Raw genomic sequence first — 21,221 nt, 5'->3', positions numbered from 1 at the left:
CAAGGCAGGAAATGGCAGTCGCTCCTTCGCTCAACTGCCTCTCCAAAGAATCCTTTCTCAGCCTAAACTCAACCCCAAAATCGCCATATGCGATTCCCCTGCCCTTGAGGGGGAGATGTCGCCGCAGGCGACAGAGGGGTCGCGGCGCGTGAAGCGTCAGCGCCGTCTCTCGTAGAAGAAGGCGTCGGCGATCTATGTGAGACGACCCCCTCTGGCTGCTTCGCGGCCATCTCCCCCTCGAGGGCCCGTCGAGGGGGGAGATTACGCGCTCAGCCGCCTCCGCCCCCACCACCCTGCTTGATGAAATGACCGAGCAGATCCATCGGCACCGGAAACACGACCGTCGACGAGCGCTCACCGGCGATGTCATGGAGAGCCTCGAAATAGCGTAGCTGCATGGCCTGCGGTGCTTCGGCCAGCATCTTGCCGGCCTCGACGAGCTTTGCCGCCGCCTGCTGTTCGCCGTCGGCATTGATCACTTTCGCACGCCGCAGCCGTTCCGCTTCGGCCTGCTTGGCGATGGCGCGGACCATGTTCTCGTTGAGGTCGACATGCTTGATCTCGACATCGGAGACCTTGATGCCCCAGGCATCGGTGCGCTGGTCGAGAATCTCCTGGATATCGCTGTTGAGCTTGTCACGTTCGGCCAGCATTTCATCGAGCTCATGCTTGCCGAGCACCGAGCGCAACGTGGTCTGTGCCAGCTGGTTGGTGGCGGTCATGAAGTCTTCAACCTGGATCACCGCCCGCTCGGCGTCGACGATACGAAAATACAGCACCGCGTTGACCTTCACCGAGACGTTGTCGCGCGAGATCACGTCCTGCGGCGGCACGTCCTGGACCACCACTCGCAGGTCGACCTTCACCATCTGCTGCACGAAGGGGATGAGGATGATAAGGCCGGGGCCTTTGACCCCGGTGAAGCGGCCGAGCGTGAAGACCACGCCGCGCTCATATTCCCGCAGGATGCGAATGGCCGCGGATAGGAACATGACCACGACGAGCGCTGCTGCCAGATAGGCCACATAACCGATGATCATTGCCTTGCTCCATCGCTTCTCACATTGCGGCGCCGTATCGTCAGCACAAGATCCCTGACATCGGCCACCTCGACGCTGTCGCCCACTGCAAGCGGTTCGTCGGCTTTTGCCCGCCAGCGCTCGCCCCGGGCGAGCACGTGGCCCTCGCTGCCCTGCCAGTCGAGGACCTCCGCCGGCAGCCCCTGCATGGCCTGTGCGCCAACACGCGGAACGTTCTTGCGGGCCGCCCACAGATAGCTGCCGGTCAACAGCGCCAGGCCGAGCGTCAGGACGGCGGCGGTGCCGATAACGGCCCACGACATCTCGAAGCCGGGCCCCTCGATCCTGAGCAGCATGGCTGCGCCCAGCAGAAACGCAGCCACGCCTCCCAGCCCAAGGACCACAGTCGGGTTCAAGGCTTCGACGACCAGGAAGATGATGCCAAGCAGCATCAAGGCAAGGCCGGCATAGCTGATCGGCAGGAGATTGAGCGCATAGAGTCCGAGCAGAAGGCAAATCGTGCCGATCACGCCGGGCGCGACAGCGCCCGGGCTCGTGAATTCGAAGACGAGGCCATAGACGCCGACCAGCATCAGGATGACGGCGATGTTCGGGTCCGTGATCACGGCGAGAAGCCGGATGAGCCAGCCTGGCTCGAGCGTTTCGACCGGCAGTCCTTTCGTCGCCATTGCCTCTTTTTTGCCGACGATCTCGACTGTCCGGCCGTCGGCCAGTTGAAGCAGTTCGGTGGTGTCGCGGGCGACGAAGTCGATGACATGCTGCTGCAGTGCCGCGCCGGCCGACAGGCTGGCCGCCTCGCGCACGGCCTTTTCTCCCCATTCGGCATTGCGCCCGCGCAATTCAGCCAGGCTGCGGATCAGGGCAACGGCATCGTTCGTCGCCTTGGCGATCATCGCATCGCCCGCGGGCGCGTTCTTCTTGTCCTTGTCCGCCTCGGGGCCATCGTTCTTGCCGCCGTCGGGAAACGATGGCAGCGGCCCGCCCATCTCGATCGGCGTTGCCGCGCCCAGATTGGTGCCGGGCGCCATCGCCGCTACATGGGTGGCGTAGAGGATATAGGTTCCGGCGCTCGCCGCATGCCCGCCGGCGGGCGCGACATAGCCGATGACGGGAACCGGCGAGGCGAGAATGCCGGCGATCATCTCGCGCATGCTGGTGACCAGCCCGCCGGGCGTGTCCATCTGCAGGATGAGAGCCTGGGCATTTCGGTCCGCGGCCACCGCCAGCGCTTCCTCGAGCTGCCTGGCACTCGCCGGACCGATGGCGCCGTCTATCTCGACGCGCAACACAATTTTCTCCCGGCCGTCCGCCTCTCCGGTTGCGGAAGAGGGACAAACGGCCGCAACAGCCACGAAAGCCGCGGCAAGCAGGACCGCACGCGCGAGTTTCACGCTCAAAGCTCCACATCTAGGAATATGGGCTGGATTTTGCCGAAATCCATGACGCTTCGCGGCGGGTGACGCATCGCACGGTCCTGCTGGGCGTCGGCCTGCTCAGCGGCGGCTACGGCACCGAGAAGCTCCGCCAATCGGGCACGTTCCGCGGCTGTGCAGACCCGACGGCATGTTGCGCCATATAGACGAGGTCGGCGGCCGCACATGAAGGCGACCGGCGGGCTGTCGCCGTCATTCGATCACACCTATGTCTCTTGCGCATTGGAGCCATCTCTAGCGGGCTTCTATTGCGCGGCGTCCTCCTGGATTGTCTGTTCCTGGATTCGGGCGGGTGCCCCGAGACACTGATCGTAGCCGATGGTGCAATTATTCAGACATTCGTTGCGTCCCTTGATGGATCTGACGCTATTGTAGTCGATCGGCACAGCCTGGCATTTCTTCTGGCACGCCTGGTCCTTCTCGGCGCAATTCGTGCCGTGGCCTTTGGGGTACTTCTTCGTGGTCGCTTCAGCGTTCAATGGCATGACGGCCAGCAGCGCCAGCAGCGTCGGTATCAGTCGGAGCATACGCATGGATCCTCCCTTGCGCGTTAGACCCTCTACACTTGGAGGCAATGTTAGCGCGCCACTTCCGCTGGCCGCATCACCCGTGCGGGGGATGGACGGCAGCGGGGCCGCCGCTAGCCCAGGCAATTTCCCCGTGATCGGTTCTTGTCGTTATCGCTCCGGCCGGCAGCCGATCACAAAACGCGACGACGTTCAGGCAGTCATATCGCGCGCTGGGCACGATCAGACCGTCATAATCGAGGAAATGCGCGGCCTCGCCGATGTCTTGCGACCTCGGATATTCGGCGTGCTTTTCCTGATACGAAAGCTGCCCGTAGCGCGAGGTGTCGAGGCCAAGGGTCTGCAAGGCTGCCAGGTCGAGCAGTCTGAGCGTCCGGTCCAAAGCAAGATCGATCTCGAAGAGATTGTATCTGACGCGCGAAGGGATCACTGGCTGCCCCCGCGTCAGGTGGAATCTCATCTCGCTCAAGGCACCTTCGCGCTCTTGCGAGGTGTAGAGCACGTCGAATGTTCCATCGTCCCAACGGCCGCCGGAGCTCGAGCACTGGATCAGGCTGCGGCCCTGGCGCACCACACGCCAAACCGTTCCGGAGTATTCGACCGGAACTATTGCCTCGATAGCGTCGATGAGCCGGCTATCGCGTCGTTTCCGCCCGGCGATCGCCAACTAGAGAAAGACCTCGTTCTCAAGCCGATCGATGACTTTGAGCACGTCGAGAGCACGGTCGTCGTGAATGAGATCGATTGCTCTTTCGCCGTTCAATTGCGGGTGGCGAGCGTAAAGCCAGGTGCGGATATCGCTTGGCTCGTAGAATTCCTGCAGTCGGCCGACGATATAGTGCAGGTCCGATAGAATCAGCTCGCTGCGCGGCTGGGGCTTGATGTCGCCGGCCTTCCACCTCGAAACCGTGGCCTTGGACACGTCGGTGATGTTTGCAATATCGGTTCCCTTGAGACCGCCAAACGTGCCCAATTCGTCCAGGAACCTGGGAACCGCCCGCAACGCCGTAGCCATGTTTTCTCTCCGTCTTCCAAGCCAGCTTCGCCCATGCGTGTCAGCCTGAAACTTTGACTGCATCGGCGCATTTCGGTTTCACAAATGGAAAATATGAAACGGAGATGCAAATGTCAATTGCCGCTTCGGTTCGAGGGGCCTCCAGTGCCTGATCGCTCAGGCCTGAAGCAGCGCCTGCTCTTCCGCGCTCAGATGGCGTACCTTGCCCTTGGCAAGGTCGCCGAGTTGCAGAGATCCGATCGCGATCCGTACCAGGCGCAGCACCTCGATATCGTGGGCGGCGAGCAGCCGGCGGATATGGCGGTTGCGGCCCTCGTCGAGCACGATCTCCAGCCAGGCGGTGCTGGTGCCGCTTCCACTCGATCGAAAATCAATCGCCTGAATTGCTACAGCGCCCTGGTGTCGCCGGTAATGCCACGGGACAATTTGTTTTGTATAGTCCTTGATGCCACGTGGCCGACGATGGTTCGATGACTTGGGAAGGGAAGATCATGCGAAGCGGATTGGCGAAATTCGTCGTGGCGGGTTGCGTCGCCGCTCAGGTCGTCCTGCAAGCGGCGCAGCCGGCGTTTGCCGCGCCGTGCGGCTGGACGGCGAAACTGGAGGAAGAGGAGGGCGGCAAAGTGCTGATGGCGTCGGTCTGCGGCGGATCGAATGGCGGCGCCCAGCTGACGCTGGCCTGTTTCGGCAAGCCGACGCTGAGCTATGATTTGGGCGACAGCGGTCCGCAACTGGAACCCGGCATCGCTTCGTTCGCGTTCAAGGCCGGCGGCAAGGCGGTGACCAAGACGCTTCAACTCGAAGAAATGTACAACACCTTCACCGTGGAATTGAGCAGCACCGACCCGCTGTTGGCCCTGCTGCGCTCCAAGGGCGAGGTCACGGTCGCCTCGGGCAAATATGGCGAGAACAGCTTTCCGCTTGCCGGCTCATCCGCCGCCATCGGCAAGGTGCTGGCCCAGTGCGGCAAAGCCAAGGCTTCTTCCGACAATGACAACTGATGAACCCCTTACGTTTCAATTTGAATCGCGCGAGACGTTGGTTGCGAAGATAGAGCGTGATCCCGCTAACCTCGATCCCTGGACAGGGCTTGTCGAACTGGAGGCCGAGGAAAGCAGCCTGGACACCGCGGTGTCGGTTCTCTTGCGGGCAATTGATGCTGTATCCGACAGGGAACAGCTTTGGCGATTTGTCGACAATTTTGTCTGGTTTTGCGGAGTTGCCGAAGGGCCGACTATGGCTTTGAGCGAAGCGAGCGTCCATGCCTTCTACGAGCGGTGGAAAATCGATACGCACCGTAGCGCGCAGACGAGCCTTTTCTTCGCTCAGCAGTTCAAGAAGCTCAATCTCCCTGACTTATGTGCCGAGAACGTTACGCGCGCAGAGGGCGAGGTGCACACCGGGCGGGACCATATCCTGCTTGCCTTGTTCCTGCGCGACAAAATGGAAACGCCGCAGCTGGCTTTGGCCGCCTTGCAACGGGGAATAGCCGCGCACCCGCGCAACGCGATCATCTGGGATTGCGTTGCCGACACACACCGCCTTGGGAACTCGGCGCGGGAGATCGCGGAATCCACCTATCAGTCATTCAAGCAATGCCGCCTCGATGCAACCACAGAAGATGCCTGCGTCGCCTGGGCATCGTTCGGTCAGATGCTCGATGCAATCGGCAACTATTTATCGGCTGAAGAGGCCTATCGCCAGGCAATAGAAATTGATCCGCGCTATCGCTGGGCGACAGGGAAGTTGTCGGGACTGCTACGTCGCCGGTTGGCCCGCTACCATGAAGCTGAAAAGCTTGCACTGCGGTGCGTTGAAATCGATCCGGAGCACGCATGGTCGTGGTTCAATCTCGGCTTTGTCTATCATCATCATCTGGCCCGTTTCGCCGACGCCAAGGCGGCGTATCGACGCGCGATTGAACTCAAGCCGGATTATGTCAAGGTGTGGGAAAATCTGGCAGCTCTGATGGCGTTCGAAACAGACACGCCCACAGAGGCTCAAAAGGCGTTCGACAAGGTGTTCGGACTCTCGGGCGTTTCAGCTTGGACCTATAATCAATACGGTATTTTTCTTCGCGAATTGACGGACCGGTACGACGAGTCAGAAAAGGCGTTGTTGCACGCGATCGAAATGGAACCGACCGAGTGGTCCCATAGGCTCGCTTTGGCGGTCCTGTATGAGAAGCGCTTGCTGAGGTTCGAGGAGGCTCGCAAATTTCTACTCGAAGCAAAGGAACATGGTGCTCCGATTGACAATATCGATTATCGCTTGGCCTTGATTGCACAACGCCGTCGCCCTCTGAAGGTAGTCAAGTAAAGGAACGGCCGTGAAACGTTTGGTGTGGTCGATTTTTGCCATCCTATTTTCGACATGGGCTCACGCCCATGTTCCACCAACAGGCTCGGCTTATGCGAAGGATTTGTTCGCCAAGTTGGATGAACTTTTGCAGCAGCGCCGGATTGAAGGCAAATTGCCAAATCTTGAAGATCCAACGGACCGGGATCTACTGCACAAGATTTGGGACGGCGGGGCTTTGATAGGTTCGCCGCCATACGATGAGGGCGACCTGGTAGCACTGTCTTTCGTAATGGACAGAAGTCGGTCGCTACTCGCGCTCTATAGCCAAAATAGCTCATTGCCTCTGCAGGATGAAGCTACGCAGACATTCGCGCTTTTGATTCGGGCTGCTGCCGCTTCGCAGATAGCTTTCAATGATTTCCTAGCGCACCAACCTAACGCTGCCGAAATGTTGCGCCCCAACGGAGCCAAAGCTCGAGGAGGCATAGAGAAAATGTTTCGTGGCGCCTCGATTTTTCTGGCTGACCCGGCTCTGAAGGAGGGAAACAAGATAGTTCTTGTTGAATCGCTGAGAGCAGATGGTCCCTATCTCGCGCAGAGCATCTCTCCAGACCATCGCCAGGCCCTGATCGATTTGTTTGTCCCGTTGGTTGGCCAGCTTCCCATGCCTGCCCAAGAATCGCTCAAGATTTTTATGCAGGAAATCAACGCCGCCGGCTGCGATCTGTGGTGTGCTGACGGAATGTAATACCGACAGACATTGATATCGGTCGAACCCGTGTGAGCGGTCGGTCAGGAATATCCGCCAGGAGTCGAAAGCGACCTTTGTCCGCCCGCGCTGCTTGCTGCGTCACGTGGGCTTCGACTGGCAGCTGCCTGACTATCGAGTCGCCGCCAGCCGGCTAGGCCTGAAGCAGCGCCAGCTCTTCCGCGCTCAGATGGCGTGCCTTGCCTTTGGCAAGCTCGCCGAGCTGCAATTGGCCGATCGCGATCCGTACCAGGCGCAGCACCTCGATATCGTGGGCGGCGAGCAGCCGGCGGATATGGCGGTTGCGGCCCTCGTCGAGCACGATTTCCAGCCAGGCGGTGCTGGTGCCGCCGCGCAGCAGCTCGATCGAGCGGGCCGCCAGCAATTCGCCGTCGACGGTCGCGCCGGCGCGGAACCGCGCCAGCATGGCCTCGTCGGGCAGCGCGCCGATCTGCACGTGATAGGTCTTGGCGACATGCGAGGCGGGATCGAGCAGGCGCTGCGCGAAGCGCGTGTCGTTGGTCATCAACAGCAGGCCTTCGCTGGCCTTGTCGAGGCGGCCGACGGGCGAGACGAAAGGCAGGTCGAGGCCTGCCAGGCAATCATAGACGGTGCCGCGGTCCTGCGGGTCGTCACGGGTGGTGACCAGCCCGCGCGGCTTGTTGAGCATCAGATAGACCTTGCGCTCGGCGGCGACGCGGCGGCCGTCGACCTCGATGCGATGGCGGCCTGGATCGACGCGCATCGAGCCGTTGCGCACGATCTTGCCGGCGACCCGCACGCGCCCCTCGGCAACCAGAAGCTCGGCCTGCTTGCGCGAGCACAGGCCAAGCTTCGACAGTGCACGACAGAGGCTGACGCCGGGAGGCTGGGCCCCGGGGGCAGGGCGTTGCCGGGCAATGTTCGGTCGCGGCGACATGATGTTGCCCTGGATTCTTGTATACGAGCATCCCACTATAGCCGGCCGCCGGCTATGTCCACGGAAGGGAACTGCATATCGTTTGCGTCGTGCGCAGCGGCTGCGAGGACTTGCATGAAAACAGCCATTCGCCTTTGCCTGCTGCTCGCCTTCCTACCGACATCGCCGGCGCATGCCGGCTGGCAGGCGGTCGAGAAGGTCGAGACCTATGCCATCTCAGGGCAATCCGGGCCGGAGCTCTACGCCTCGATCGGCGGGCGCGGGCCGCTGCTCGGCGAACGCCGCGTCATCGCGCATACCAATTTCAAGCTGACCTGGGTGAGGGACTACCAGCCGCAAGGCGACGCCTGCGTGCTGGTGTCGGCGCAGCCGAAGCTGATCATCACCTACACCTTGCCGAAGCCGGCCGCGCGGCTGCCGGGCGCAATCCAGAAGAGCTGGGAGGTTTTCGCAGCCGGCCTCGCCGCCCACGAGAAGGTGCACGGCGCCAGCATCGTCGACATGGTGCACGAGATCGAGGCGGCCACCATTGGCCTGACCGTCGCCGATGACCGTGGCTGCAGCAAGATCAGGATCGAAGTGACGAGACGGCTCGCCGGAATCTCGCAGGCACAACGGCAGGCGAGCCGCGATTTCGACCGGGTCGAATTCGGCCCGGGCGGCAAGTTGCGGCAGCTTGTGTTCACGCTGATGATCGGCGGATGATGCTGCAGGGCTGCGGGGGCGCAGGGTACCACCTTTGCGGCCCTCACGCCTGCTCGGTCGGATAGAGCGTCAGGATGTTGACGTTGACCCGTGGCGGCTGGCTCACCGCATACAGGATGGCGGCGGCGATGTCCTCGCTTTCCAGCTGCTCCATGTCGCCCAGCCTTTGCTCGACCGCCTGGCGCACATCGGCGCGCATATTCTGGGTGAACTCGGTCTTGACGGCGCCAGGCTCGATGCAGGTGACGCGGATGCCATCCTTGCCGATCTCGCGGCGCAGCGATTCCGCCATCGCGCTCACCGCGTGCTTGGTGCCGGAATAGACCACCGAAGGGTGGATGTAACGGCCGGTGCCGGACGAGACCACGACGATGTGGCCGGCGCCTTGCCGCTGCATCGACGGCAGTGCCGCATGGATCGGATAAAGCAGGCCCAGGATGTTGACGTCGACCATCCGGCGGTATTCTTCCGGCGTCGTGTTGCGGAACGGCGCGGCGACGCCGACGCCGGCAACCGCAAGCAGCATGTCGAGCCGGCCGTACTCCTGCTGGACCCGCTCGACCATCGCCGTGGCTTGCGTTTCGTCGGTGACGTCGACGGCAATCGGCAGTGCCGCGCTGCCGGTCTCACGGATCCGCCTCGCCAGGTCGTCTAGGCGCTCGGCGCGCCGCGCGGCAATCACCAGCGTGGCGCCCTCGGCCGCCAGCGCCAAGGCGGTGGCCTCGCCGATGCCGGAAGAGGCGCCCGTCACTAAGGCGATCTTGCCGCTCAGTTTTCCTGTGTGCATGTTTTCTCTCCTGACGCTTTGGACACGCCGTGAAGCTAGGGCGCAGGCTTTCGGGCAACAATGCTGATCGAAAACCGAATCCACTGTTGGAGTTCCTGGGCGCAATACGCGGCAGCGCCCGTTTCTCGCAGAGTACCGCAAGGCATGCGGGACAGTGCCCGCCGGCAAGCCCATGTGCGCGCAATTTCCTTTGAGCTGACGAGCGGGCCTTGACGTGACTGGAGCTGTTGCGTCTTGATACGGGGGCTGCGGGGCTTCGCATGAAAACAGCTGATCGACTACGTCTGCGGGTGGCTTGTTTGCATGCGACGCGCTTGCATGCAGTCTCGCGACCGAGCGCAAGATGAAGGTCCTCGTCGTCTATTGCCATCCCTGCACCGACAGCTTCAACGGCGCCGTGCGCGACGCGGTGCTGGAGACGCTTGCCGAAAGCGGCCATCAGGTCCACCTGCTCGACCTCTATGCGACCGGCTTCGATCCAGTCATGCGCACGCGGGAATGGCGCGGTTACCACGACAAGGCGGCGGACCTGCAACCGGTGCACGAACATGCGCAGGAGCTGCTCTGGGCGGAGGCGGTCGTCTTCATCTATCCGACCTGGTGGTATGGCCTGCCGGCGATGCTGAAAGGCTGGCTGGAGCGTGTGCTGGTGCCGGGCTTCGCTTTCGAGATGCCGACGGCACGACGCGGCCCGCGGCCCAAATTGCGGCACATACGCCGGGTGATGGCAATGACCACATGTGGCGCCACGCCGCTGATGTCGTGGATCATGGGACAGCCCGGCCGGCGGACCCTGCTGCGCGGCTTCCGCTCCGTCTGCCATCCGCTGTGCCGGACCAAATTCCTGGCGCTCTACCGGATGGACAGCGTCTCGGCCGCCGGACGCCAGGCGCATCTGCAGCGGGTCAGAAAAGCGGTTGCCGGCCTTGGTCGCGCTGATGCGGTCGCCGCCACAGTGCTTGGCTGATTTGGACCAGGCGAGCCGCCGCTGTCTCCGCCGAATGTCGCGGGCGGGCGTCGGTTTGGCAAAGGTCAAAAAAATCAAGTCTCACCTTGACCCAAGAATGGTTGCAGTGTTGGGTTGCAAAGATCAAGGCCTTCTTGATCAAGCGCACTGCGATGCAAATAAACGACATGATCCGTGAGCCGATGATTCGAAAATGGCATAGGTCTTTTTGTCGGTCGCTGCTGCGTGGGCTCGTGGTCTTGTTTGCCCTGAGCGGCCCAGCTTTGGCTGCCAGCAGCGATTGTGTCGGGGACGACGAGGCCGACACGGCTCGGCGAATTGCCGCTTGTACACTCATGATAGAGGATGTGACGGAGCCCGCCAGCAGCCGTTTGACGGCCTATTTCAAGCGCGGCGTCGCCTGGGCGAGGCAGAATGATTATGATCGCGCCATTGCCGATTTCGATAAGGCGATCAGCCTCGATCCGGAAGATGCCAGTGCTTATTACTACCGAGGCATCACCTGGGCACTCAAGAGCGACGCTGATCGCGCTATCGCCGATTTCGACCAGGCGATCAGCCTCGACCCGAAGAGCGATGCATACCGCATCCGAGGCTCTGCCTGGCTCGACAAAGGCGACAACGACCGAGCTATTGTCGACTACGATCAGGCCATCAGCCTCGAGCCCCGGAATGCCGGAGCTTATGGCGACCGGGGCCTGGCCTGGGCACGCAAGGGCGACAACGACCGCGCTATCGCCGATTTCGGCCAAGCGATCAGCCTCGATCCCCGCGATGGCCGAACTTATAACAACCGAGGTCTCGTGTGGAAAAGGAAGCGGGACTACGACCGTGCCATCGCCGATTATGACCAGGCGATCAGCCTCGATCCGAAGGAAGCCAGCGCCTACGACAATCGGGGCATGGCGTGGCTACTCAAGGGCGACTATGACCATGCCATTTCCGATTTCGGACAGGCGATCAGCCTCGATCCGAATGTCGCCGGAGTCCATCATCATCGAGGCATGGCCTGGTCACTCAGAGGCGATTCTGATTACGCCATTGCCGACTACGATCAGGAAATCAGCCTCAATCCGAAGAACGCCCGTGCCTACCTCGATAGAGGCCTGACTTGGACAATCAAAGGCGATTACAATCGTGCGATCGCCGACTACGACCAAGCGATAAGCCTCGACCCGAAAGACGCCAATGCCTATGGCAATCGAAGCCGGGCCTGGAAATATAAGGGCGACTACGACCGCGCCATCGCCGACGCCGACCAGGCGATCAGTCTCGATCCGGAACGCGCCAGTGCCTTCTACAACAGAGGCAACGTTTGGGCTGACAAAGGCGACTATGACCGCGCCATCGCCGACTTTGACCAGGCGATCGGCCTCGATTCGAAAGACCCCAATGCTTACGACGATCGAGGTACGGCTTGGGCACACAAAGGCGATGACGACCGCGCGATTGCCGACTTCGATCAGGCAATCCTGCTCGACCCGAAACACGCCAGTGCCTACAGGAAGCGCGGCTGGATATGGGACAAGAATGGCGAATACGACCGCGCCCTCGAGGACTATGGCAAAGCAATTGGGCTCGATCCGAAATATGCCCATGCTTATCTCAGCAGAGGTCTCGTCTGGTCAATAAAAGGCGAATACGTACGTGCAACGGCAGATTACGACCAGGCAATCAGCCTCGATCCGACGATTGTCTACGCCTATTTGGGCCGGGGTATCGTCCATTTCTACTCCGGTGCGATGGAGAAAGCCCAAGCCGATTTCGCGCAAGCCGCCACAGTCAAACCAGAGGATGCGTATGTTGCGATCTGGCTCGATTTTGCCGAGCGTCGCAATGGCGCAGCAGGGCATTTGCAGGAAGCGACCAAGAAGCTCGACATGACGCGATGGCCGGCGCCGGCTGTTCGAATGCTGCTTGGCGAGCAGACTCTCGCCGCGACAATTGCAGAAGCCGACGACCCTGATGCGATAAAGAAACGCGGAAACCTGTGCGAGACAAATATGTTCAGCGCCGAGCTGAGCCGACTGCAGGGGCACAGCGATGAAGCTTTGCGGCTCTATCGGCTCGCCGCCAGCGATTGCCCCAAAAACTCCTACGAATTTGTTGCCGCCAACGCAGCCCTGCGCGAGCTGTCGCCTTAGCTGCCGCCGCTACGGACTTCCCCGCCTTCGGTGAGATTTCGTTGCTCAACACAGTCTTCGCGCGTTGACTCTATTCCCCATTTCTGGAAATCTGGAAACATGGATAAGACGCTCGCCCTTTCGGCACTTGCCGCGCTCGGCCAGGAGACCCGGCTGGACGTTTTTCGCCTTTTGGTGCGGGCCGGCGCCGAGGGCGTGGCTGCGGGCGAGATCGCCTCACGGCTCGCCGCGTTCCCGAATACGATGTCGGCCCATCTCAAGATCCTGTCGCATGCCGGCCTGGTGCGGACCGAACGAGAGGGCCGCAGCGTGCGCTACTTCGCCGACATGACCAGGTTTCGCGATCTGCTGGCCTACCTCATGGAGGATTGCTGCAATGGCGCGCCGGAACTTTGCCAGCCTGTCATCCAGGCTGTGACCTGCAACTGCTAGGGGAGGTTCGTCTTGGCCAACCTCTCCCGGCGCCTTGTTGCCGAGGCCCTCGGCACAGCTCTGCTGGTCGCCACCGTGGTCGGTTCCGGCATCATGGCTGACAGGCTGAGCAATGATGTCGCCGTCTCCCTGCTCGGCAACACCTTGCCGACCGGGGCGATCCTGGTCGTGCTCATCACCATATTCAGGCCGATATCCGGAGCGCACTTCAACCCGGCGGTGACGCTGGTATTCGCGCTTCGACGCGAGATCGAAACGAACGCAGCGCTGGCTTACGTCGCCGCCCAGATTGCCGGCGGCATCGCTGGAACATTCCTGGCGCATGCAATGTTCGAATTGCCGATCCTGCAAGTCTCGGCGACGGTGCGGACCGGAAGCGGACAATGGATTGCGGAGCTGGTCGCCGCCTTCGGGCTGGTCTTCACCATCCTCGCCGGCCTGCGTTCCCGTCCGGATTCGATCCCCTGGCTGGTCGGGCTCTATATCACCGCCGCCTACTGGTTCACCGCATCGACATCCTTCGCCAATCCGGCCGTCGCCATCGCCCGTGCGTTCTCCAACACTTTTGCCGGGATCCGCCCCGCCGATCTGCCGGGCTTCATCGGCGCCGAACTTTTGGGCGCGTTGCTCGCCATGGCATTGGCAGGGTGGCTGCTCGCCCAACCGAAACCAGCCGGACAGATGAAAGCTGCGCAATGACCATCACCATCTATCACAACCCCGATTGCGGCACCTCGCGCAACACGCTGGCCATGATCAGGCAGTCCGGCGAGGAGCCTGAGGTGGTCGAATATCTGAAAAATCCGCCGTCGCGCGAAAAGCTCGTCGAGCTGATCGCAGCGATGGGCATGACGCCGCGCCAATTGCTGCGCGAAAAGGGCACGCCCTATGCCGAACCTGGCCTGGGCGAGCCGCAGTGGAGCGACGACGAGATCCTCGATTTCATGCTGGCGCATCCGATCCTGATCAACCGGCCGATCGTGGTGACGCCGCTCGGCACCATGCTCGCCCGACCCTCCGAAGCCGTGCTCGATATCCTGCCCAATCCGGATATCGGCCCGTTCACCAAGGAGGACGGCGAGGTGGTCATCGACGCCAGCGGCAAGCGCGTCGTCTAGATATCGTCTTATTTCGATCTTTGTCGAAATTCTCTTGACGTGCAGCGATTCTGGAAATAGCTTATTTCCATGAAACTCGAAAAAGCAGCCTCGCAACTTGAAGCCCTCGGCAGCCCGACGCGGTTGCAGCTCTATCGGACGCTGGTGCGGGCGGGCGATGAGGGGCTGCCGGTCGGGCGTATCCAGGACAGATTGGGCATCGCTGCCTCGACGCTGTCGCATCACCTCAAGCGGCTGGTCGACACCGGCCTGGTGACACAGGAGCGCCAGGCGACCACGCTGATCTGCCGGGCCAACTATCCCGCCATGAACGGGCTAATCGGATACCTCGCAGACGAATGCTGCGCCGACGCCACGTGTGCGCCGGCATCGGCGGACGCGGCCGCCAAAACGGCGGCATGATTTTTTTGCCATTATAATTCGAAATTACCGGAAGGATGGAAGACATGGAGATGATCGAAAAACTCCCCGTTGCGGTGATCGGCGCCGGGCCGGTCGGTCTGGCGGCAGCGGTCCACCTGATCGCGCGGGGCATTCCTGTCAAAGTCTACGAAGCCGGCAATGCGGTTGCATCCAATCTCAGGGATTGGGGCCATGTCCGTGTGTTCACGCCCTGGCGCTATTGCGTCGATCTGGCGGCTAGAAACCTGCTCGAGGTGCATGGCTGGCGGATGCCTGAGCCCGAGGCATTCCCGACCGCGGACGACCTCGTCGCGGATTATCTCGAGCCTCTGGCAAAGCTTCCGCAATTGTCGCCGTCGATCGAAACCGGCGCCCGCGTCGTCGGCATTTCGCGCTGGGGCGCCGACAAGGTCTCGAGCAAGGAACGCGAAACCCGGCCCTTCATGCTGGTGGTCGAAACCGCCAGCGGCACCAGGCGCGATAGCGTCCGCGCCGTCATCGATGCTTCGGGAACCTGGCAGATGCCGAACCCGCTCGGCGCCGGCGGAATTCATGCCGAAGGCGAAGCCGAGTTTGCCGACCGCATCGCCTACGGCATACCCGATATTCTCGGCCGCGACCGCAGCCTTTATGCCGGCAATACGACGCTGGTCGCCGGCTCCGGCCATTCGGCCGCCAATGCCTTGCTGGATCTCGCCAGCCTGGCGGAGGTGGAGCCCGGCACGGCTTTCATCTGGACGACGCGCGGCACCGACCTGGTGCGCATCTATGGCGGCGGCGATGCCGACCAATTGCCGGCGCGCGGCGAACTCGGCGCCGAAGTGCGGGAACTGGTGGAAAGCGGCGGCGTCAGACTGGTGAAGGGCTTTGCGGCTGTTTCGATCCGCGATGCCGACGGACGGCTGGTCGTCGAAGGCCAGACCAAGGACGGCTTGCAGGCGCTGGGTCCGGTCGACCGTATCATCGCCGCGACCGGACAGCGCCCGGATCTGTCGCTGACCCGTGAGCTTCGGCTCGAGCTCGATCCATGGCTGGAAAGCGTCAAGGCACTGGGACCGTTGATCGATCCCAACGAGCACTCCTGCGGCGACGTGCCGCCGCACGGCCACCGTGAGCTCAGCCATCCAGAGGAAGGGTTCTACACAGTCGGCATCAAGAGCTATGGTCGCGCGCCGACCTTCCTGCTGCTGACCGGCTATGAGCAGGTCCGCTCGGTCGCGGCGGCGATCGCCGGAGACATGGTGGCGGCCGACAATGTCCAGCTCGTGCTGCCCGAGACCGGCGTCTGCACCGTGCCGCGGATCGGCGTGGCCGACAAGGGGTGCTGCGGCGGTCCGGCGCCGGCAGCGGTGGATGCGTGCTGTGTCGCCGACGCCAAGGCGAAGGCGGTCGGCAAAGGCGGCTGTGGCTGCAGCGTCGCGGCATGAGTCTTTCGCCGCCTTCGCCGGCCATCCTGCGCAGCCGCGGCGCGATCATCACCGCGCTTGGCCTGACGCAGATCATGGCGTGGGGTTCTTCCTACTATCTTCCCGCGGTCATCGCGCCGGCAGTCTCCTCCGATACCGGCTGGCCGCTGGCATGGGTTGTCGGCGGCCTGTCCCTCGGCTTGCTCGCGGCAGGATTGATCTCTCCGCGCGTCGGGTCGTCGATCGAGCGGCATGGCGGCCGCAACGTTCTGGCGTTCAGCGCCGGATGCATCGGGCTCGGCCAGATCGGGCTGGCTCTTGCCCCTAATCTTGCGGCCTATATCGCTGCCTGGCTGGTCATCGGCCTGGGCATGGGGGCGGGGCTCTACGATGCCGCTTTCGCAACGCTTGGCCGCCACTATGGCCACGGCGCGCGCTCCGCCATCACCATGCTGACGCTGTTCGGCGGCCTTGCGAGCACCATCTGCTGGCCGATCTCAGCCTTGCTGCTGGGGGAGGTCGGCTGGCGCGGCACCTGCCTGGTCTACGCCGCCTTTCAGCTGGCAATTGCGCTTCCGCTCTATCTGGTGATCCTGCCCCGGGAGCCGCCGCAACCGGCAATCAAACCGGGAGTGAAGGAGGCGGCACCCATTCTCGACAACGAAGCCGATCCGTCGATCATGATCGTTCTGGCCGCGACCCTGACACTCGCCGCGGTGATCTCGTCGACACTGTCGGTGCATCTGCTCACAATCCTGCAAGGCAGCGGCATGGCGCTTGCCGCAGCCGTCGGGTTCGGCGTGCTGGTTGGTCCATCACAGGTGGCGGCCCGCGCGATCGAGATGATGATCGCGCGCTACCACCATCCGATTTTCACCAAGTTTGCCTCGGTTGCATTTGTGGCGATCGGCGTTTCGACGCTCTGGGCCGGCATGCCGATCATCCCGCTGGCGCTCGGTTCTACGGCGCGGGCATCGGCCTCGAATCCATCGCCCGGGGAACGCTGCCGCTCGCGCTGTTCGGCTCGAACGGCTACGCGAGACTGATGGGCCGCCTCGCCATGCCGAGCCTGATCGCCCAGGCGGCGGCACCCTCGGCCGGCGCATTGCTGCTGGATCGCTTCGGCCCGCACGGGACGTTGGCCGCGCTTTCCGGCCTGGCGCTGGCCAACGTCATCCTCGCATGCGGCTTGGGCTGGCGGATGCTCCGCCGGCGGCAATCGCAGGTTCAAACCCGATAGGATTTCGACCTGCGTTCAGCGCCTTCAACTGGAGAGCGGGAGATCTTCCAAGGGATCGACAAGGAAAGACGCGGCGATCAGATCGTCCGCATCGAGGCGCAGTGAGCCTTTGGCGCCGCCCATAATGGCGGCAACCTTTTGAAATGTCTTGATCTCATGCTCGGTAATCTGGGCACTTTGCATTCTGGATTTGAGGTCAGCGACGCGTAGCCCCAAACTGTGGGACATTCCGATTTTACGGTTCGACATGGTAAGATGCTCCTCCCCGGCCCATGTTTGTTTTGCCACCCGCCCTTATTCGTATTTCCTCCGCCTGCCTAAATATGAGGCATCGCGATACAGCGCCCGAACGCCCGATGCAAGGGAAGGTTCCGGCGCGCAGAGGTCACGAAATAATAATACGAAGGAAGTACGGCCGATGGTCCGGCCGGAGGTAGGACTTAGGTACGACGCCCCGCCGGACAGAGGGCTCCGGTGCCTTATCGGCTGGCGAGGACCATGCGGTTGCCTTCGCTGTCGCGAAATTCCGCCACCGTGCGCCCCGGCTGCCACGGCGCCTCATGCGCTTCGGTGATGATCTCGACGCCGCCCGCTTTCATGGCCGCGATCATTGCCCCGACATTTTCGTCGACCAGCACCAATACCGGCTCCGCGCCGGGTGCGTCGTCGGCGCGCCTGACAAAATGCAGGTTCGTCACGGCATGCGGAAATGCCAGCTCGATCCAGCGCCAGCCGCCATCACCCATCTTCTGGTCGGCCATGACCTGGCAGGCGAGATGCCTGGTGTAGAACGCCTTGGCGCGGTCCTGCTCGAACACCGGAAGCTCGGCAAACTGGATATGCATGATCGTCTCTCCTGCTTGATGGCTGCCGCGCAGCCGCCCACGCGGGAAAGACGATGCGGGCAACCGAAAAGATTCTTCGGCAAGGAGAATCTTTTCAGCGCAGCCGGTCGTCCTTCGTTCATACCAACCAGTCAGGAGACGACGATGAACTACGCGCTCATTCGATACGGTGTGAACCAAGCCGACCTGGAAGATAACCGCGCGCTGGTCGAAAAAGTGTTCGAAGCGCTGGGCGAGGCGGCACCGCCGACGGTGCGTTATCTCGTGCTCGAGCTGGACGACGGCTCGTTCGTCCACATCGTCGGCCAGGACGGCGATTCGTCGGCGCTGACCGGGCTTGCGGCCTTCAAGGCGTTTACGGAAAACCACGCCGAGCGCCGTTCGACCCCGGCATTGCGATCGCCTGTCAAAGTCATCGGCAATTACCGTATGCTGGCGGATCAGAAAGCCGGGTAGCGCCTGCCATGCCGCTCGCGCAGAAATGGGACGCTACGCCGAAAATGAACAGGGCGACTTTGGAGGTGATGCTCGTCGGGTTGCGGCCAAGGCTGCATCGCTACTGCGCGCGTATGGCCGGCTCGGTGATCGACGGCGAGGACATCGTCCAGGAGGTCCTGATCAAGGCGCTGCAGGCGATCGACGGGGGTGCGATCGTCGAACGTCCCGAGCAATGGCTGTTTCGCATCGCCCACAATGCCGCGCAGGATCACCTGCGGCGGCGCAATCGGAAAAGGTCGCGCATGACCGAGGCCGACATGAGCGTCATCGAGGATCCCTCCGGCAGCGCCGACAGCCGGCTCGCCGCCCAGACCGGCCTGCGCTCCTTCATGCAGCTTTCGGTGCCGCAGCGCAGCGCTGTGATCCTGGTCGACGTGCTCGGCCTCAGCCTGCATGAGACCTGCGAAGTGACCGGCGCGACGCTCGCCGCCACCAAGGCCGCGCTGCATCGCGGGCGGGCGCAGCTCAAGCTGCTGGCGCTGCAGCCCGAACAGGCGCTGGCGCCGAGGCTCGACGCCGATGACGAGCGCCGGCTGCGGCGCTATGTCGACCTGTTCAACGCGCGCGACTTCGACGCGGTCAGGGCACTGATCGCCGAGGACGTCCGGCTCGATGTCGTCAACCGCGTCCGCCTGCGCGGCAAGGCCGAGGTTTCGACCTATTTCGGCAATTATGCCCGTATCAGCGACTGGACATTGTCGCTCGGCTTCGTCGACGGCAGGCCGGCGATCCTCATCCGCCACCCGCAGGCGGCCGACGGCGCCGTGCGCGGCTTCATGCTGGTCGAGTGGCGGAACGATCAGGTCATCCAGATCCGCGACTTCCGCTACGCGCCCTGGTGCCTGGTCGACGCGGAGATCAGGGCCGTGGAGGGGTGAGGAGAGCGCTGGAAATGGTGCGAAATGGCGATCAGGCAGCCTCCTCCTGTTTGACCCAAACGCAATTGCCACATGGCAGCACGTTCTTGGAGCGGTTCCGGTTCTCTTGGAACCGGTAACTCGCTCTAACTGTCAGTTTTGCCGCATTTATGCGGACGCCAAATGACTCCATTTGGCGGCAGAATCCTCTAGCCGATACGCACGCGGCGCGTCACCTGGCCATTGCTTTCCCAGTATGTGTGTTTCTTGGCTATCAAGGGATCGTCCATCGCCGGTTGAATTTGTCCTGTGGTGCTGACCGCGCGCGAGGTCACCGTGTGTTCTCCAGGAGAGGGATTTGCCCAAGCCAGGGACCAGATTTTCCAAGCGTGTTCTGCCTCCTCACTGTGGTCAATGGTCGCTGGTGTCCAAGGCCCTTGATCGATTTGCACTTCGACCCGGTCGATCGGCGCCCCCCAGGCTGCCCCAACGATGCGGTAATCTGAATCTTTCCGGGTAACCTTCGCAGGCGCGGACTTTATCAGCGCTCGCCCGACTGACGTCTCGGCCCATACGGTCTCGCCGTTGTGGTCCTCCTCCCGGATGGTGACATAGTCACGGGCCATCAGAAGGCTCATGAACCGCGTATCGCGAACCTCGATGCGCTTTAGCCACTTGACGTTGGCGATCCCGTACCAGCCTGGCGCAATGAGCCGTACCGGGAAGCCATTGGGCGCCGGCAAGGCGGCCCCGTTCATTTCATAGCAGAGGAGATTATCGGGGTTCATCGCGTCGGCGAGCGACATGCTACGAGCGAAGTTCTGCTGCATCTTGACGTCGCGTATCGGGACCTCGCCTGTGTCGGTACCGAAAAAGACGACCTCGATGCCCTTCTCCATAACGCCGGCTTCCTCGAGGATCGGGGCGAGCGGCGTCCCTGCCCAGCGAGCATTGCCGATGCCCCCGGTGAAAAAGGGAAACCCGTGGTTGCCCGAGCATTCCACTGTGAAAACGACCTCCTGCCTCGGTCGCGCCCTGATGTCGGCGAGCGTTAACTCCAGGGGCTTCTTAACCAGGCCTCCGATCTCCATCGACCAAGTCTTCTCGTCGATCGTTGGTCGGTTGAAATGCGAGATGCTGAAGAACTTGTCGTTTGGCGTTATCCAGCTATCCAAATCCTCCCAGACAAGCTGCTTCTGGATACCCGCCGGATCGGGATTTTCGGTCGGCTGATCCAGCCACGGAATAACTTCCTCGTTCGGCCGTGTTGGAAAAGCGTAAGCCCGGCGCGAGGTATAGAGAGCAGCAATTGCGGCAAGAGCCGCACTTCCTTGAACAAGAAGTTCTCTGCGCTGAAAATCAGGCATGTTGTTTACCTCCCAGTTGATCCGGAACGGGCTGCAACGTGCCTTAGGCCGTAGCCTGATCACGGATAGGCGACACAATGTGAGGTCTGCCCACCCGGAAGTATCCGGGTAGGTCAGATAATCACCGACGCAAGTCAAGCATGTGAAGCGTTGCACGAAACGCTAGCTCGCGTTTCGCATGCTAAGAGTGCGCCTTTGAGAAGGAACTGTCCACAACTTGGACGGGACATGATGATGATTGCAGCATTCCATACCGATTTCCGGTCCTGCCAAAATCGTTGCTGCTCGGATCGCTGCCGACCGCCCGCTTCTGGGTCATTTCCGGACCTTCGCGGGTTCTCGTTGAACCGGTGTTTCCTGCCGGCCCGTGGGTTGGCCGTGCGGCCGGCACCGCCCTGATCGCTTGGGGCGGCGCAACGCTTTGGTCTGACGACCAGGGCTGCCTCGAATGTCGCATTTGCAGGTGGAGG

General features: G+C 62.2%; 23 protein-coding genes and 3 pseudogenes. 15 read left to right on the top strand and 11 right to left on the bottom strand.

Annotated elements, in window-relative coordinates:
- Positions 1-269 precede the first annotated feature (269 nt).
- Together NKJ91_RS22620 and NKJ91_RS22615 are read right to left on the bottom strand one after the other, a co-directional pair.
- Positions 270-1,040, bottom strand: coding sequence for a slipin family protein (locus tag NKJ91_RS22620; RefSeq protein ID WP_023680344.1), 771 nt, complete (start codon positions 1,038-1,040; stop codon positions 270-272).
- Positions 1,037-2,431 (bottom strand): NfeD family protein, encoded by a 1,395-nt coding sequence (locus NKJ91_RS22615; protein WP_352457345.1) that lies wholly within the window; start codon positions 2,429-2,431, stop codon positions 1,037-1,039. Before NKJ91_RS22615 ends, NKJ91_RS22620 begins: the two co-directional genes overlap by 4 nt.
- An 86-nt stretch (positions 2,432-2,517) precedes the next feature.
- On the opposite strand from NKJ91_RS22615, the pseudogene NKJ91_RS22610 reads away from it, so the two are divergent.
- Positions 2,518-2,642, top strand: a pseudogene (locus NKJ91_RS22610) (HAD family hydrolase); the annotation flags it as partial.
- A 76-nt stretch (positions 2,643-2,718) separates the two neighbouring features.
- Here the strand turns inward: NKJ91_RS22610 and NKJ91_RS22605 are convergent.
- The 4 genes and pseudogenes from NKJ91_RS22605 to NKJ91_RS22590 form a co-directional block, all read right to left on the bottom strand.
- A complete protein-coding gene (locus NKJ91_RS22605; RefSeq protein WP_352457344.1) occupies positions 2,719-3,006 on the bottom strand; it encodes a hypothetical protein in 288 nt (95 codons plus the stop codon).
- 70 nt (positions 3,007-3,076) lie between these two features.
- Entirely contained in the window at positions 3,077-3,667 is a 591-nt protein-coding gene (locus tag NKJ91_RS22600) for an RES family NAD+ phosphorylase (RefSeq protein ID WP_352457343.1), read from the bottom strand.
- Positions 3,668-4,015: an antitoxin Xre/MbcA/ParS toxin-binding domain-containing protein gene (locus NKJ91_RS22595; protein ID WP_254819704.1), complete on the bottom strand. Its 348-nt coding sequence runs from the start codon at positions 4,013-4,015 to the stop codon at positions 3,668-3,670.
- A 156-nt stretch (positions 4,016-4,171) separates the two neighbouring features.
- Positions 4,172-4,366 (bottom strand): annotated as a pseudogene (locus tag NKJ91_RS22590) (pseudouridine synthase); the annotation flags it as partial.
- Positions 4,367-4,506: 140 nt separating this feature from the next.
- On the opposite strand from NKJ91_RS22590, the gene NKJ91_RS22585 reads away from it, so the two are divergent.
- Genes NKJ91_RS22585 through NKJ91_RS22575 form a run of 3 tightly spaced genes read left to right on the top strand, consistent with a single transcriptional unit; the run spans position 4,507 to position 7,064 of the window.
- Positions 4,507-5,016, top strand: coding sequence for a hypothetical protein (locus NKJ91_RS22585; protein WP_245274855.1), 510 nt, complete (start codon positions 4,507-4,509; stop codon positions 5,014-5,016).
- Positions 5,006-6,334 carry a tetratricopeptide repeat protein gene (locus NKJ91_RS22580; protein ID WP_352457342.1) on the top strand — a complete coding sequence of 443 codons (1,329 nt, stop codon included), beginning with the start codon at positions 5,006-5,008 and terminating at the stop codon, positions 6,332-6,334. Before NKJ91_RS22585 ends, NKJ91_RS22580 begins: the two co-directional genes overlap by 11 nt.
- Before the next feature lie 10 nt (positions 6,335-6,344).
- Positions 6,345-7,064 (top strand): hypothetical protein, encoded by a 720-nt coding sequence (locus NKJ91_RS22575; protein WP_156937484.1) that lies wholly within the window; start codon positions 6,345-6,347, stop codon positions 7,062-7,064.
- A 154-nt stretch (positions 7,065-7,218) separates the two neighbouring features.
- On the opposite strand, the gene NKJ91_RS22570 is transcribed toward NKJ91_RS22575, so the two are convergent.
- The gene (locus NKJ91_RS22570; RefSeq protein ID WP_352457341.1) at positions 7,219-7,983 is read right to left on the bottom strand and encodes a pseudouridine synthase; all 765 of its coding nucleotides are present in this window, start codon (positions 7,981-7,983) and stop codon (positions 7,219-7,221) included.
- A 114-nt stretch (positions 7,984-8,097) separates the two neighbouring features.
- On the opposite strand from NKJ91_RS22570, the gene NKJ91_RS22565 reads away from it, so the two are divergent.
- A complete protein-coding gene (locus tag NKJ91_RS22565; RefSeq protein ID WP_352457340.1) occupies positions 8,098-8,688 on the top strand; it encodes a DUF922 domain-containing Zn-dependent protease in 591 nt (196 codons plus the stop codon).
- Between the two features lie 43 nt (positions 8,689-8,731).
- Here NKJ91_RS22565 and NKJ91_RS22560 read toward each other — a convergent pair whose 3' ends face one another.
- Positions 8,732-9,475, bottom strand: a complete 744-nt coding sequence (locus NKJ91_RS22560) for an SDR family oxidoreductase (RefSeq protein WP_352457339.1) — start codon at positions 9,473-9,475, stop codon at positions 8,732-8,734.
- Between the two features lie 343 nt (positions 9,476-9,818).
- Here NKJ91_RS22560 and NKJ91_RS22555 point away from each other — a divergent pair, with 343 nt between their 5' ends.
- The 8 genes and pseudogenes from NKJ91_RS22555 to NKJ91_RS22520 all read left to right on the top strand — a co-directional run bounded on the left by NKJ91_RS22555 (position 9,819) and on the right by NKJ91_RS22520 (position 17,184).
- Positions 9,819-10,442: an NAD(P)H-dependent oxidoreductase gene (locus NKJ91_RS22555; protein WP_352457338.1), complete on the top strand. Its 624-nt coding sequence runs from the start codon at positions 9,819-9,821 to the stop codon at positions 10,440-10,442.
- Positions 10,443-10,576: 134 nt separating this feature from the next.
- A complete protein-coding gene (locus tag NKJ91_RS22550) occupies positions 10,577-12,586 on the top strand; it encodes a tetratricopeptide repeat protein (RefSeq protein WP_352457337.1) in 2,010 nt (669 codons plus the stop codon).
- A 99-nt stretch (positions 12,587-12,685) separates the two neighbouring features.
- Complete coding sequence (locus tag NKJ91_RS22545) at positions 12,686-13,018, top strand: ArsR/SmtB family transcription factor (protein WP_352457336.1); 333 nt, start codon at positions 12,686-12,688, stop codon at positions 13,016-13,018.
- Positions 13,019-13,030: 12 nt separating this feature from the next.
- Positions 13,031-13,717, top strand: a complete 687-nt coding sequence (locus NKJ91_RS22540; RefSeq protein ID WP_352457335.1) for an aquaporin — start codon at positions 13,031-13,033, stop codon at positions 13,715-13,717.
- A complete protein-coding gene (gene arsC, locus NKJ91_RS22535; RefSeq protein WP_352457334.1) occupies positions 13,714-14,136 on the top strand; it encodes an arsenate reductase (glutaredoxin) in 423 nt (140 codons plus the stop codon). The genes NKJ91_RS22540 and arsC overlap by 4 nt, the downstream gene beginning before the upstream one ends.
- A 69-nt stretch (positions 14,137-14,205) precedes the next feature.
- Positions 14,206-14,538 carry an ArsR/SmtB family transcription factor gene (locus NKJ91_RS22530; protein ID WP_352457333.1) on the top strand — a complete coding sequence of 111 codons (333 nt, stop codon included), beginning with the start codon at positions 14,206-14,208 and terminating at the stop codon, positions 14,536-14,538.
- Between the two features lie 50 nt (positions 14,539-14,588).
- Entirely contained in the window at positions 14,589-15,965 is a 1,377-nt protein-coding gene (locus NKJ91_RS22525; RefSeq protein WP_502903628.1) for an NAD(P)-binding domain-containing protein, read from the top strand.
- Positions 15,962-17,184, top strand: a pseudogene (locus tag NKJ91_RS22520) (MFS transporter). The gene NKJ91_RS22525 and the pseudogene NKJ91_RS22520 overlap by 4 nt, the downstream one beginning before the upstream one ends.
- Positions 17,185-17,208: 24 nt before the next feature.
- Here the strand turns inward: NKJ91_RS22520 and NKJ91_RS22510 are convergent.
- Together NKJ91_RS22510 and NKJ91_RS22505 are read right to left on the bottom strand one after the other, a co-directional pair.
- Positions 17,209-17,433, bottom strand: coding sequence for a hypothetical protein (locus NKJ91_RS22510; protein ID WP_031213090.1), 225 nt, complete (start codon positions 17,431-17,433; stop codon positions 17,209-17,211).
- A gap of 230 nt (positions 17,434-17,663) precedes the next feature.
- Entirely contained in the window at positions 17,664-18,029 is a 366-nt protein-coding gene (locus tag NKJ91_RS22505) for a VOC family protein (RefSeq protein ID WP_023680367.1), read from the bottom strand.
- Positions 18,030-18,173: 144 nt separating this feature from the next.
- On the opposite strand from NKJ91_RS22505, the gene NKJ91_RS22500 reads away from it, so the two are divergent.
- Together NKJ91_RS22500 and NKJ91_RS22495 are read left to right on the top strand one after the other, a co-directional pair.
- Positions 18,174-18,485: a hypothetical protein gene (locus tag NKJ91_RS22500; protein WP_352457329.1), complete on the top strand. Its 312-nt coding sequence runs from the start codon at positions 18,174-18,176 to the stop codon at positions 18,483-18,485.
- Positions 18,486-18,529: 44 nt separating this feature from the next.
- Positions 18,530-19,405 carry a sigma-70 family RNA polymerase sigma factor gene (locus NKJ91_RS22495; protein ID WP_352457328.1) on the top strand — a complete coding sequence of 292 codons (876 nt, stop codon included), beginning with the start codon at positions 18,530-18,532 and terminating at the stop codon, positions 19,403-19,405.
- Between the two features lie 188 nt (positions 19,406-19,593).
- Here NKJ91_RS22495 and NKJ91_RS22490 read toward each other — a convergent pair whose 3' ends face one another.
- On the bottom strand, positions 19,594-20,751 hold the full coding sequence (locus tag NKJ91_RS22490; RefSeq protein WP_352457327.1) for a sulfite oxidase: 1,158 nt from the start codon (positions 20,749-20,751) through the stop codon (positions 19,594-19,596).
- Positions 20,752-21,221 lie beyond the last annotated feature (470 nt).

It is taken from the genome of Mesorhizobium sp. M0040, from assembly GCF_040323505.1.
Classification (GTDB): Bacteria; Pseudomonadota; Alphaproteobacteria; order Rhizobiales; family Rhizobiaceae; genus Mesorhizobium.
Note: the sequence above shows the minus strand (reverse complement) of the source record. Positions and strands in the feature narration are given on the sequence as shown.